Source organism: Dictyoglomus sp., assembly GCA_025060475.1.
GTDB lineage: Bacteria > Dictyoglomota > Dictyoglomia > Dictyoglomales > Dictyoglomaceae > NZ13-RE01.
In genome coordinates, this window is the sequence record JANXBZ010000007.1 from 40,616 (window position 1) to 54,051 (window position 13,436).

Here is a 13,436-nt window from a genome sequence, read left to right on the forward strand (position 1 = left end):
TTATAGAATTACATATTTTTTTGTCAAACTTAAAATTATTTAACAAACTTAGTTAATATAAACTTTGCTAGTTTATCCGCGTCATGCCTAACTAAATCAGTTTCACTGATAAAATTTCCAGATAAGACTTTTACATTGAAATTTTTTAAATTATCTAGATCAACTTTAACAATATCTGCTCCCGATTTTCTATATTTCTCTAAAAGTTCTTTTTTGGGAACCTTTGTATTTACGATTACATAATCAACAGGAACAAAACCTAGATGCTCCACTATAGCAGATAAATGATTTGACGCAGAAAAACCAGAAGTCTCATAAGGTTGAGTCATAACATTACAAATATATATTCTGGGTATTTTTAAATTCCTAATAGTATTTTTAATTTCATCTATTAATAAATTAGGAAGAATACTTGTGAAAAGACTTCCCGGTCCAATGATTATTAAATCAGAATTTTCAAGAGCTTCTACTGCTTCTGGAGTTGCAGTTATAGGAGAAGAAGATACAAGAGATAATCTTTTAATTCTTCCTTCTTTATATGAAGAAATTGCTGTTTCTCCAATAACCTCCACTCCATTATCAAAAATTGCTTTCAATTTAACTTTACATAATGTGGAAGGAAAAACTTGTCCCTTAATTGCCAAAACTTTACTTGCTTCTTTAATTCCCAAAAGGAAATCTCCAAGAATCGATGACATGGCAACTAAAAAAATATTTCCAAAGGAATGGCCTTTAAGATCTCCATTATTAAAACGATATTGAAATAATTTTGTCATTAATGCTTCTTCATCCGCTAGTGCTACCAGGCAATTTCTTATATCTCCAGGAGGTAATACATCTAGATCTTTGCTTAACCTTCCAGAACTTCCCCCATCGTCACTTACTGTTACAATAGCATTTAATCTCAGAGGATATTTCTTCAAACCCCTAAGAATAGTAGATAAACCAGTTCCACCACCAATAACAGTAACAACAGGAGATTTCCTTTTCATATCACAAAGTATCTCTTAAAATATCTCTATGAAAAACCTTTACAGGATAATTGGAAGAAAGATATTCTGCTAATAGTTCCGCAATTACTACTGCTCTATGTCTTCCCCCCGTACATCCAATGGAAATATTTAAATGGGTTTTTCCTTCTTCCTGATATAAAGGAATTAAAAAATTTAAGAAATCTTTTACATGTTTCAAGAATTCATGAGTTTCTTTTTGATTTAATAAATACTCCCTAACTTTAGGAGAATCTCCCGATAAAAATCTCAATTCCTTCTCATAGTAGGGATTTGGTAAAAACCTTACATCAAAAATAAGATGAGAATCTAAAGGAATTCCGTATTTAAACCCAAAGGAATATATTGTAATAAAAAGATGTCCCTTGGAAATATAATTTAAGCCTTCAATATAGTTTAAAATTTTCTCTTTTAATGACTTTGGTGTTAAATTACTAGTATCTAAAATATAAGTTGCTAAACTCCTTATTTCTTCAAGCCTTTGTCTTTCTAGTTTGATACTTTCTAGTATTCCTATTCCTTCTTTTGCAAGAGGATGTCTTCTCCTTGTTTCATTATATCTTCTTACCAAAGTCTCCTCATCTGCTTCTAAAAATAAAAGCATGTATTTAATATGATACTTTTGAAGACTCTCAAATACATCCTTAAAATTTTGTAAAAACTCTTCGCTTCTAATATCGGTAACTAAAGCAATTTTTGAGATTTTTCCATCAGTATTTATACATAGTTCTATTAAAGTTGGAATAAGATTAGGAGGAAGATTATCCACACAAAAGAAACCAATATCTTCTAAAATATGTAAAGCTTGTGATTTCCCTGCTCCAGATAAACCTGTTATAATTATAAGTTGAAAATCATTTTCTTTCATGGAATTTATTATACAATAAAAATAAGATAAAATAAAAGATGGTATTTTGGAGGAATAAATGAGAAAAAGGTTCATAAATGAAATTCCTTTAACAAAAAAGGAAGGGAAAACAAAAAAAATTTTTAAGGGTCTTTTTTTTACTATAACCATACTTGTGCTTTTAAGCATAGCGATTGCTATTTCTTATGTGGCTATAGTAATTAAAGATGCTCCTCCCATTGATAAATGGATGGAATTAAGGCCCAATGAAACCACTTTTATATATAGCAGTGACAATAAAATTTTAGGAAAGTTATATAAGGAAAACAGAATAATAGTTCCCCTTTATAAAATCTCTCCATACTTACAAAAAGCAGTAGTAGTCTCAGAAGATGAAAACTTTTACAATCATTCTGGAATAAGTATAAGAGGAATTATTAGAGCTATATGGAATGATCTTCTAGCAATAAAAGATCCTAATAGAACAATTCAAGGAGGAAGTACTATAACTCAGCAAGTAGCAAGATTACTTTTTCTTTCTCTAGAAAGAACTATAAAAAGAAAAATTCAAGAGATTTATATTGCCCTTAAACTGGAAAAATATTATACAAAACAAGAAATATTAGAGATGTATCTTAATCTAGTATATTGGGGAAATGGAGCCTATGGAGCAGAAGCAGCAGCTCAAATTTATTTTGGGAAGTCTGCAAAAGACTTAAATTTAGAAGAAAGTGCCCTATTAGCAGGTATTCTTCCAGCTCCAGAAATCTATAATCCATATAAAAATCCAGAACGAGCTAAACTGATGAGAAATATTGTTTTAGAAAGGCTATATAATGAAGGCTATATAAGTGAAAAGGAATTTAAAAAAGCCTATAATTCTCCCTTAAAAATTCTTCCTCCAAAAAGATCAAGTTACCTTGCTCCATATTTTTTTGATTATGTAGTAAAAGAACTAATCAAAAGATTTGGAAAAGATACGGTCTATCAGGGAGGACTAAAAGTGTATACAACCCTGGATTTAAATTTACAAAAAATAGCTGAAGACTCTTTAAGAAAAATTATCCAGAAATATGGAAAGGAATATAATGTTTCTCAAGGAGCATTGATCGCTATTGAGCCTTCTACTGGTTATATAAAAGCATGGGTTGGTGGATTAGACTACTCTAAAAGTCAATTTGATAGAGTTAGTCAAGCAATGAGACAACCAGGTTCCTCTTTTAAGCCCTTTGTCTATCTCACGGCTTTACAGAGAGGTTTTAAATCGTCAGATCTTTTGGAAGAAAAAGAACTTTCATATAAATTTAATAATAAGATTTGGAAACCTAAAAATTACGATGATAAATTACATGGAACTGTTTCCTTGGAAGAAGCCCTTAAATATTCATATAATATCGCGACTATCTCCCTTTTAGAAGAAGTAGGAGTAGGCGAGGTTATAAGAAATGCCCGAAGAATGGGCATAGAAAGCGAGCTTGAACCGAGTTTAGCCTTAGCCTTAGGAACCTCAGTGGTTACTCTCTTAGAACTCACTCGTGCTTATACAGTTCTCGCAAATGGAGGATTTCGAATAGTTCCAATTTCTATATTAAGAGTTGAAGATGGTAAAGGAAATATTCTTTTAAACAATGAACCCCAACTAGTTCCTGTTTTAGATAGAGATGTTGTAGCTTCTTTAGTAAAAATAATGAAAAAAGTAATAACAGAGGGAACAGGTAGAAGAGCAAATATTGGAAGACCATGTGCAGGAAAAACTGGAACAACTGATGATTATAGAGATGCTTGGTTTCTTGGTTTTACTCCTGAGTTATGCGTAGGAGTCTGGGTAGGAAATGACGATTACTCGAAAACAAAGAATGTTGTAGGAGGCTTTATCCCCGCAATGATCTGGAAAGAATTTATGTCCAATGCTTTGAAAGACAAACCAATTAAAGATTTTGACTTTCTTTATTCCTCATCAGAAGGAACTCAAACCTCAACTGTTGAAACTACAGAGACTTTAACTCCATAGATCTTTTATGTCTTCTAACCATTTCTTCAATTATATCTCTAAAGGATAAATCTCTAGAAATCAAAGCAACCAAAAGATGATACATAAGATCAGAAATTTCGTATGTTAAGCTTTCTTTATCATCTTTCATACCAGATATTATTACTTCTATAGATTCTTCTCCTACTTTTTGCATTATTTTCTCTAAACCCTCTTTAAAAAGTTTTGTAGTATAAGAATTTTCAGGAAGAGTTTCTTTTCTTTCCTTAATCAACTCTTCTAAATAAAATAAGAAGTTTTCAGGTAAATTATTTACACTTCTATAAAAACAGGAATAATTACCTGTATGACAAGCACTGCCCTTTTGTTCCACAATAAGTAAAATAGCATCACCATCACAGTCAATTTTTATATCTAAAACCCTTTGAATATTTCCTGATGTTTCTCCTTTATGCCATAACTCTTTTCTGCTTCTACTCCAATACCAAGCTTCTTTTGTCTCAAGAGTTTTTTTCAAGGCAAACTCATTCATATATGCCAACATTAAAACTCTTCCAGTTTTATAATCCTGAACAATTACGGGAATAAGTCCATTTTCATCAAATTTAATATTCTTTAATAATTCTAATAAATTCTTATTCATCCCTCACAATAATACCTTTACCTGCTAAATAATTTTTAACTTCTCTAATAGTATAATTTCCGTAATGAAAAATTGATGCAGCAAGAACTGCATCTACACCTATCTCAAAAGCTTTATATAAATCTTCAAGAGTTCCTGCACCTCCTGATGCAATTACAGGAATATTTGTTAATGCTACTGCAGTTTCTAAAAGTTCCAAATCATATCCCTTTTTATGTCCATCTGCATCTATGCTTGTGAGAAGAATTTCTCCCGCTCCTCTTTTTTCAACTTCAACTATCCAATCTTTAAAATCAATTCCTGTTGCTTCTTTTCCACTTTTTATATAAACTTCCCATTTACTATGAGCTACTTTCTTAGCATCTATAGCAATAACTAAACATTGACTTCCAAATTCCATTGCTACTTTATTTATTAATAATGGATCCTTTACAGCAGAAGTATTTATAGAAACCTTGTCCGCTCCTGCTCTTAACAACTCCCTCACATCTTCTATAGTTCTAATTCCTCCACCAACAGTAAGAGGAATAAAAAGTTCTCTCGCAACTTCTCTTACTAATTTTAAAAAAGTTTTCCTACTTTCCAAAGTTGCGGTTATATCTAAAAGAACTAACTCATCCGCTCCATCTTTCTCATATTTTCTTGCAAAATCCACTGCTAATCCTATGGTCTCAAGATTTTCAAAACTCCTCCCCTTTACTACGTATTCTCCTATAGTATCTAGACAGGGAATAATTCTTTTAGCTAACATAGTAGAATTCTTTCTGCCTCCTTAAAATCTATTCTTCCCTCTAAAAGTGCTCTCCCTATAATTACACCTTTTATCCTGTTATTATATTTAATATTTAATTCCTTGAGCTTTATTAAGTCTTCTAGAGAACTAATACCACCAGCAATCCATAAATAAAAACTCGTATTTTCTAAAATAAAGGAAATTAGATCTTTATCTATACCCTTTAATGTTCCATCTCTAGAGATATCAGTAAAAATAATTTCTTTAAAATCCAAATGCTCCAACTTTACTTTAATTTCCTCCCAAGGAATTTCTTCTTTCCATCCTTTTATTGATATCTTCCTATTTTTCCAATCTATGCTAGGAATAATTTTCTCCTGAAATTTTTCCTTTAAATTCTTAAGAAAGCTTAAATCTTCTTTTAAGAAACTACTTATAATAACCCTCCATGCTCCAAAGGATAAAATTTTTTGAATTTTTTCAATAGAACGAATACCTCCTCCTACTTCTATAGGAATTGGTGTATTTTTTATGATTCTTTCTATAAGATCCACGTTAGTTTCTTCACCTCGGATTGCTCCTTCTAAGTCCACAAGATGAAGTGCCTTTGCCCCCTTTTTATACCAAAAAAGAGCTAAATCACAAGGATTATCAATTTGAAGAATAATACTTTTTTCTTCTCCTCTTTCCATCCTAACAACTTTTCTCTGAAATAAATCAATTGCAGGAAGAATAATCATAAATATAATCTAAAAAATTTTTTAATAACTTTAATCCCCAAAAACTACTTTTTTCAGGATGAAATTGAACACCAAAAATTGAATCTTTTTCGATTACAGAAGGAAATTTTTCATCATAAAAAGTTTCTCCAACTACTATATCTTTTTCTATTACATCTACATAATAAGAATGGACAAAATAAAAAAAGGAATTATCCTTAATTCCCTTAAAGAGAATAGAATCCTTTCTTATTTTTACCTGATTCCAACCTAAATGAGGCAATTTCTTACTTTTCAATTTTAAAACCTTTCCTGAAAAGAGATTGAGCCCTTTCTTTCCAATAGCTTCTTCACTTTCCTCAAAAAGAATTTGCATTCCTAAACATATTCCTAAATAAGGTTTAACTTTAATCAATTGTTTTAATATATTAATTTTATTACCTTCTCTCAAGGAATTTATAGCTTGAGAAAAACTACCCTGTCCAGGAAATATTAGTGCTCTTCCCTTCTCCCAATCCCTTGGATTTGAAGATACTGTAGCTTTAACCTTCAAAAAATCTAAAGCTTTTAAAATACTAAAAAGATTTCCTCCTCCATAATCGATAATTACTATCATAATATCTTTCCTTTAGTTGATGGTATTCTTTCTTCCATTCTTGTTGCTTCTTTTAAAGCTAAACCTAAAGCTTTAAATATTGCTTCTTGAATATGATGTAAATTTTCTCCTGAGACTATATTTACATGTAAAGTAATTTTTGATTCATTTACAAAAGCCCTTAAAAATTCCTTTATTAGATCATTACCTTCTTTTCTAATCTCATCTTTCCATCCTAAATAAGGCCTTCCACTAATATCAATAGCTATTAAAATTAAAGCGTCATCCATAGGAAGAATCTGATGAGAAAATCTTTTAAAATTGGAGTTAGCCAATGCATTTTTCAAAGCCATCCCAAGAGTCAAACCTAAATCTTCTATAAGGTGATGGTGATCAACTTCTAGATCTCCCTTTGCATTTATTTCTAAATTAAAAGAAGAATAGAAGATAAGAGTTTCAAGAAGATGCTTCCAATAAGGGATAGGAAATTCACCCTCTATTTTTCCATCACCATCTAAATCTAAAATTAACTTTATCTTTGTTTCCTTTGTTTCTCTTTCAATTTCTGCCTTTCTCATTTATCACCTCGTATATACATTCTAAGAATTGTCTATTCTCATCTTCATTTCCCACGGTAATTCTTAAAGTATTTTCTAGAAGCATTTCTTTACTAAAATCTCTTACTGCAATTCCCTTCTGGTTTAAACGTCTTTCTAGGTCTTCTTTCAATATACTTCTTATCAAAAAGAAGTTAGTAAAAGAAGGATATACTTTTAAATCTGAAATCTTTTTTAGTTCATTATATAAGTGTTCCCTTTGAGACTTGATAATTTCAATTCTTTTCTTCAGTAATTCCCAGTATTTTAAAACAATTTCTCCTGCAATTTGAGAAAAAAGATTTAAATTATAAGGAAGTCTATAATTTTCTAAATATTCTATTATCTCAGGATTTGCCATCAGGTATCCCAATCTTATTCCTGCACAAGAAAAAGCTTTGGAAAAGGTTCTTAAGATTAAAAGATTTGGGAAATTTTTTAAAAATTCTAAAAAAGTTATCTCAGAGAATTCATAATAAGCTTCGTCTATGATTATAAAACCCTGAAATTCTCTTAATTTTTCTAAATCATCAAAACTTAGTAGTAAATTCCCCGTAGGATTATTTGGATTACAAAAAACTACTAATTTTATATCCTTATCAATATAATTCTCAAAGATTTTCCATGGAAAACTAAAGTCTTCTTTATTTAGTGTGATACATATTAAATCCGCATCCTTTTGTAGAAATATCTTAGAATAAAGAGGAAACGTAGGTTGAGGTAATATTACCTTATCCTTTGGCTTTAAAAGGGCATTCGCAATTATATTTATTATTTCTCCAGAGCCATTTCCCAAAAGAAAATATTCCTCTTCCATTCCTATAAACTCAGCTAAAGCTTTCTTTAAACTTCGAGCTTTACTATCTGGATATCTATTCCAAGAAAAACTCATTAATCTTTCAAGAACTTCCTTTTTAATTTCATAAGGTAAATCATAAGGGTTTTCGTTTCTTGCAAGACATATAGGTAATTCTTTAACTTCTACCTTATATCCTTTATATTCCTTATTTATAATATTCCTCCACATCTTTAGTCTCCATAATTTTTTAAACTCTTTTCGTGCATAAAGAAGCCTTCCTCTTTTGCTATAACACTACCATAATCAAAGATATCTTTAATATCTTCTTCACTTAATTTTACAAAACTTATTCTCTTTAAAAAAGTATTTACACATAAACCAGAAGAAAATACAGCTCTTCTTCCTGTGGGAAGAATATGACTAGGACCTGCAATGAAATCACCAAAAATTGAAGAATGATTAATAAAAATAGCACCAGCATTCTTGATAAAAGGAAGATACTTTTCTGCATCTTTACTTATTATCTCCAAATGTTCTGGCGCTATATCATTTATTACATCTAACGCTTCTTCTTCTTTTGCCAAAATAATAAAACTATTTTTTAGGGAATTTTCAATATATTCTTTACGGGGAGAATCTCTCAACTCCTTTTTTATCTCATCTAAGATAAATGGTATTTTGTCCTCCTTCTCTAATATTAACCATCCTCTATCATTTTGAGAATGTTCTAGCTGAGCTAGAAAATCACAAATAATTTTTTTAATATTAAAATTTTCATCTTTAACCCAAAGAGCAATCTCACTAGGACCATTTATTCCATCTATTCCTACTTCTCCAAAAACCAATTTTTTTGCCATGGCAACATAAATATTTCCCGGTCCTATAATTAGATCTACCTTGGGAATAGACTCTGTTCCATAGGCAAAAGCAAAAATAGCGTGAGCTCCACCTATAGTAAAAATTTCATCTATATCTAAAATTTTCAAGGTGTATAAAAAGCTTTCATTAAATCTTTCTCTTGGAGGAGTTGTTATATAAATTTTCTCTACACCTGCAATTCTTGCAGGAATAACTGACATTACTATTGATGAAGGATAATCTGCTTTTCCTCCTGGAATATATATTCCAACTTTTTCTATAGGTCTCAAAATTTGACCTAATATACTTCCTTTAGGATTCATATAAAACCAGGAATTCAAACTTTCTCTTCTGTAATAATCTTCAACTCTCTTAATCATCTCATTTATAGATTTTTTGAACTCTTCTTTAACCTTTATTTCCTCTATTTTAATCTTCTCTAAATCTAATTTAAACCCTTTTTCACTTAAATCTATTCCATCAAATCTTTTTGTTAACTCAATGAGAGCCTTATCTTTTTTTTCTTTAACCTCTTTCAATATCTCTCTTACTTCCTTTTCAATTTCCTCTTCCCATTCCATTCTTGCTTTTTCTATATTAATTTTTTTAAATTCTTCATAATCTATTACTCTTATCATCTTTTTCCTCCAAGGTTTCTATCTGTTTCAAAAATTCCAATATTTCATTTCTCCTCCATACAAAACTAACATCGTTGGCTATTAAACAAGCATAGGATTCAAAAAGAACCTCTTTTATAACTAAGCCATTTTCTTTTAGAGTATTTCCAGTCTCAACTAGATCTATAATACAAGATGAAATTTTTGCAAAAGGGGCAAGTTCAACAGAACCATTTAATTTTATAACTTTAAAATTTATTCCTTTCCATCTCTTCTTTAAATATTTCTCTGCAATATTTGGGTATTTTGTAGATACATAAACTACCTCATCCTTCAAAAGCTCCCAATGGGGATAACTTGCAATAACCATTTTACAATTTCCAAAATTCAATTTTTTTAAAATTGTTATTTTATTTGTTTTTTCTTCTATAATATCTCTACCCACAATTCCAAGATCTGTAATTTTCTCTTCCACATACGTAGGAATATCAAGAGGTTTAACCAAGAAAACCTCAAACTTATCTCCTTGTAATATCAATTTACGAAACACTTGAGAAGGTTCAGGTAAATTTTTATCAAAATTCTTTAGAAACCTTAAACTTTCAATAAGCAATCTTCCTGTAGGGACTGCAATTTTTAAATTCATGTTAGAAAAATAATCTCTCCTTTTAATTTTTCAATTTCTATATTTTCAATATAAGGAATAAATACTACTTTATTACATTTTTCTCTTTCTTCTCTTAAAATTTCATAATATTCAATATATTTTTCTTTATCTCCTATAAATATTTTCTCATTATCCTCAATATTCTTTAAAATAGATGACAATTTCTCCTCTACAAAAGCAAAACCAATTCCATAGATTTTTTCACCCTTCCTATTATATTGGATATAGCTTCCTCCTCCCCCTAATGGAGTTTTCAATTCTTTTAAATAGACTTGGAAGATTAAACCTTTATAATAATCGAAAGGTCTAAATAACATAGGTGAAATAACTATTTTATCTTTCTCTATCCCAATTTTTTCAAGCTTCTTCTTAAAATTATGTAGTTTTTCTATTAGAGTTTTTAATTCTAGATTTTCAATATCCCTATTAGGATAAAAGATAAAATTCTTTACATCTTTAACTATATTTTCGTTTTCTAAAGAGATCTCTCTAATTAAATTTACATAATCTTTTTTTATTAGATATTTTTTACATCTGTCAATTTTCTCTCCATCTAAATCTTTCCAAATATAATCCCATATTTCTGTTGAGTTTATTTCTATAATGAATTCTTTTATATTCAATTTTGATAAAACATCAAAAATTATTAACAATCCTTCAATATCTCTCCATTCATCTTGAATACTAATAAGTTCCCATCCTATTTGAAAGTTTTCTATTATTTCTCCATTATCTACTGTAAAAATTGGACCCATATAATATACCCGAGTAGGAATATTATCACAATTTATATTTTGAATAACCAAAGAAGTAATCTCAGGTCTTAATGCACAAATTCTTCCTTTTCTATCTATAATTTTTACAATATTATCTCCTTCCCAAAGAGAAAAGTCTCCTAGTATTGGAACTTTAATCTCCCAATATCCCCATTTCTCTAAAGTATTTCTTATTATTTTCTCTATCATTTTTAATTCTTCTTTAGTTCTTTAAAGTATTAACAAGCTAAATTATATATGATTTAATTTTTTTGTCAAGTTTTTCCTTGACAATAATTTTCTATTTTTTTAGACTGAATAAAAAATGGAGAAAGAAGAATTTTCTAAGTTTTTGAGAAAAAAATTAGAAATTTTGGGGATTTATTCTTCACCGTTACAGGAAGAATTATTCTATAAATATTTAGAAAATTTAATGCTATGGAATAGAAAAATAAACTTAACATCTATCGAGAAAGAAGAGGAGATAATCTTAAAGCATTTTATTGATTCTCTATCATGCAGCTTAGCTTTGAAAGACGAAGAAATTGAAAGAGTAATTGATGTGGGAACGGGAGCAGGATTTCCAGGAATTCCCTTGAAAATAATTTTTCCCTCTTGGAAGCTAACTCTTTTAGAATCCCAGAAAAAAAAGGTAGAATTTCTTAAAGAATTGATAAATAATTTAGAATTGAAAGATGTTGAAATTGTATGGGATAGAGCAGAAAATCTTGCAAAAAAAGAAAATTATAGAGAAAGCTATGATTTAGTTTTAGCAAGAGGGGTAGCAAAACCCAATATAGTTTTAGAATATACCATACCTTTTGTAAAACTAAATAAGATTTTTTTAGCACAAACAGGAGACAAGAATTTTATTGAATGGGAAAAATCAGTTAAGATTTCAGAAATCCTAGGAGCAAAATGGGAAAAGGTAATAAGCTTTAAATTAGACGATTTGAATAGAATGCTTATTGTATTTAGAAAAATTAAAAAAACTCCTGAAAATTATCCTCGAAAACCTGGAATACCTGAAAAAAGACCTTTAGATCCAAAACGCATGATATAATCTTACAAATAAATTTAAAAAAGGAGACTGAAAAAAATGGAAATTGTAGAGGTCAAAAGCAAAAAGCAAAAAAATGATTTTATTATGTTTCCTTTCAAATTATATAAAAATGATCCTTTATGGGTTCCTCCTTTGATTAGCGAAATGAAAAAAATTATTGAAGGACCAGGAAGCCTTCTCTTTCAAAGTGGACCTCATACCTTTTTATTAGCCTACGAGGGAAAAGAAGTAGTTGGGAGATTAGCTGTCGGAATTGACGAAAAGTTAAATAAACTCAGAAATAAACAAGACGGATATATAACCCTTTTTGAATGTATTAATGATCAAAATGTTGCTTTTAAATTGCTGGACAAGGCTATATTGTGGCTAAAAGACAGAAAAATAAAATACGTATCAGCTTTTGTCTCACCAACAAATGGGGATGACTTTAGAGGAATGCTTATAGAAAATTTTCAAGATCCACCTTTAATTTATACAACCTATAATCCTCCATATTATGTGGATCTTTTTGAAAATTATGGATTTAAAAGAGATCATGTGTTTTTAGCCTTTAAATATAATCTGAAATCTCTTCCCTTAGATAATGCTATAAAGCTCATAGAGTATGCGAAGAAAAAGTATGGATTTGTAACAAGACCTGCGGACTATTCAAAGATTGAGAGAGAAGCAAAGGCTTTGCAATATATCATTGAAAGAGCAGAGATTCCAATAGAATATGATTACTTAATTCCTCCCACAGAAGAAGAAATGATTTCTTTAGCAAAAGAGTTAAAAAACTTTATACCCCCTAACTTTGTTCAAATGGCATGGATAAAGGATGAGCCAGTAGGATTTGCAGTAGCTATTCCTGACTATAATCAAGTTCTTAAGAGACTGAATGGAAAATTATTTCCTTTTGGTTTATTAAAATTCCTATGGTACAAAAGAAAAATAAATAGAGCAAGAGTTTTCTTAGCCTTTGTATTACCAGAACATCAATCAAAAGGAATTCCCGCTGCATTATTTGTGGAATTGTTAAAATATGCAAGAAGTTTAGGTTATGACTTTGCAGAGGGATCTACAATAAATATTAATAACTTAAAAATGTGTAAAGAAGCAGAAAGTGCTGGAGGTATTCCTTATAAAAAATTTGCAATATATGGAAAAAATATTTAGACTTGACAAATACTTATTTTATCTTATACTGTATAGAGTTATTAAAAAATTAAAAAAAGAGGTGTAAGAGGATATGAATAAGGAGAAAAAATATTTAACGTCAGAAGAATGTGAAGGACTAGCTGATGTTTTCAAATCTCTTTCAAGTTCTGTAAGAGTTCACATTCTTTGTACTCTCTCTGATGGAGAGAAAAGTGCTGGAGAAATTGCAAAGGAAGTTAATGCATCCTTTGCAAATACTTCTCAAAATTTAAAAGATCTTTATAACTTAGGACTTTTGAAAAAGAGAAGAAGTGGACAGCATGTTTTTTATTCTCTTGCCAGTGATGATGTAATGGAATTATTAAAATTAGTTTATAAAATTCGCTATAGAACTCCAGTAAAATAAT

The 13,436-nt window shown here is 29.6% G+C and carries 15 protein-coding genes; 4 read left to right on the top strand and 11 right to left on the bottom strand.

Annotated elements, in window-relative coordinates; translation table 11 throughout:
* Positions 1 to 35: 35 nt before the first annotated feature.
* The gene (locus NZ841_04880; GenBank protein ID MCS7202090.1) at positions 36 to 992 is read right to left on the bottom strand and encodes a YvcK family protein; all 957 of its coding nucleotides are present in this window, start codon (positions 990 to 992) and stop codon (positions 36 to 38) included.
* Position 993: 1 nt separating this feature from the next.
* A complete protein-coding gene (gene rapZ / locus NZ841_04885; protein MCS7202091.1) occupies positions 994 to 1,878 on the bottom strand; it encodes an RNase adapter RapZ in 885 nt (294 codons plus the stop codon).
* A gap of 58 nt (positions 1,879 to 1,936) precedes the next feature.
* Here rapZ and NZ841_04890 point away from each other — a divergent pair, with 58 nt between their 5' ends.
* Positions 1,937 to 3,868, top strand: coding sequence for a penicillin-binding protein 1A (locus NZ841_04890; GenBank protein ID MCS7202092.1), 1,932 nt, complete (start codon positions 1,937 to 1,939; stop codon positions 3,866 to 3,868).
* Here NZ841_04890 and hisIE read toward each other — a convergent pair.
* Genes hisIE through NZ841_04935 form a run of 9 tightly spaced genes read right to left on the bottom strand, consistent with a single transcriptional unit; the run spans position 3,846 to position 11,039 of the window.
* Positions 3,846 to 4,490: a bifunctional phosphoribosyl-AMP cyclohydrolase/phosphoribosyl-ATP diphosphatase HisIE gene (gene hisIE, locus NZ841_04895; GenBank protein MCS7202093.1), complete on the bottom strand. Its 645-nt coding sequence runs from the start codon at positions 4,488 to 4,490 to the stop codon at positions 3,846 to 3,848. The two genes, NZ841_04890 and hisIE, sit on opposite strands and share 23 nt — an antisense overlap.
* Positions 4,483 to 5,241: an imidazole glycerol phosphate synthase subunit HisF gene (hisF, locus tag NZ841_04900; GenBank protein ID MCS7202094.1), complete on the bottom strand. Its 759-nt coding sequence runs from the start codon at positions 5,239 to 5,241 to the stop codon at positions 4,483 to 4,485. The genes hisIE and hisF overlap by 8 nt, the downstream gene beginning before the upstream one ends.
* The gene (locus NZ841_04905) at positions 5,235 to 5,963 is read right to left on the bottom strand and encodes a HisA/HisF-related TIM barrel protein (GenBank protein MCS7202095.1); all 729 of its coding nucleotides are present in this window, start codon (positions 5,961 to 5,963) and stop codon (positions 5,235 to 5,237) included. Before NZ841_04905 ends, hisF begins: the two co-directional genes overlap by 7 nt.
* Positions 5,941 to 6,558, bottom strand: a complete 618-nt coding sequence (gene hisH, locus NZ841_04910; GenBank protein ID MCS7202096.1) for an imidazole glycerol phosphate synthase subunit HisH — start codon at positions 6,556 to 6,558, stop codon at positions 5,941 to 5,943. The genes NZ841_04905 and hisH overlap by 23 nt, the downstream gene beginning before the upstream one ends.
* On the bottom strand, positions 6,555 to 7,115 hold the full coding sequence (hisB, locus tag NZ841_04915; GenBank protein ID MCS7202097.1) for an imidazoleglycerol-phosphate dehydratase HisB: 561 nt from the start codon (positions 7,113 to 7,115) through the stop codon (positions 6,555 to 6,557). The genes hisH and hisB overlap by 4 nt, the downstream gene beginning before the upstream one ends.
* The gene (hisC, locus tag NZ841_04920; protein ID MCS7202098.1) at positions 7,096 to 8,160 is read right to left on the bottom strand and encodes a histidinol-phosphate transaminase; all 1,065 of its coding nucleotides are present in this window, start codon (positions 8,158 to 8,160) and stop codon (positions 7,096 to 7,098) included. The genes hisB and hisC overlap by 20 nt, the downstream gene beginning before the upstream one ends.
* A 2-nt stretch (positions 8,161 to 8,162) precedes the next feature.
* Positions 8,163 to 9,428 (bottom strand): histidinol dehydrogenase, encoded by a 1,266-nt coding sequence (hisD, locus tag NZ841_04925; GenBank protein ID MCS7202099.1) that lies wholly within the window; start codon positions 9,426 to 9,428, stop codon positions 8,163 to 8,165.
* A complete protein-coding gene (gene hisG, locus NZ841_04930) occupies positions 9,406 to 10,053 on the bottom strand; it encodes an ATP phosphoribosyltransferase (GenBank protein MCS7202100.1) in 648 nt (215 codons plus the stop codon). The genes hisD and hisG overlap by 23 nt, the downstream gene beginning before the upstream one ends.
* Complete coding sequence (locus tag NZ841_04935) at positions 10,050 to 11,039, bottom strand: ATP phosphoribosyltransferase regulatory subunit (protein ID MCS7202101.1); 990 nt, start codon at positions 11,037 to 11,039, stop codon at positions 10,050 to 10,052. Before NZ841_04935 ends, hisG begins: the two co-directional genes overlap by 4 nt.
* Positions 11,040 to 11,181: 142 nt before the next feature.
* On the opposite strand from NZ841_04935, the gene rsmG reads away from it, so the two are divergent.
* The 3 genes from rsmG (at position 11,182) to NZ841_04950 (ending at position 13,435) form a co-directional block, all read left to right on the top strand.
* A complete protein-coding gene (gene rsmG / locus NZ841_04940) occupies positions 11,182 to 11,892 on the top strand; it encodes a 16S rRNA (guanine(527)-N(7))-methyltransferase RsmG (protein ID MCS7202102.1) in 711 nt (236 codons plus the stop codon).
* 36 nt (positions 11,893 to 11,928) lie between these two features.
* On the top strand, positions 11,929 to 13,047 hold the full coding sequence (locus NZ841_04945) for a GNAT family N-acetyltransferase (GenBank protein MCS7202103.1): 1,119 nt from the start codon (positions 11,929 to 11,931) through the stop codon (positions 13,045 to 13,047).
* A 73-nt stretch (positions 13,048 to 13,120) separates the two neighbouring features.
* Complete coding sequence (locus NZ841_04950; GenBank protein MCS7202104.1) at positions 13,121 to 13,435, top strand: metalloregulator ArsR/SmtB family transcription factor; 315 nt, start codon at positions 13,121 to 13,123, stop codon at positions 13,433 to 13,435.
* The last annotated feature ends 1 nt before the right edge of the window (position 13,436 follow it).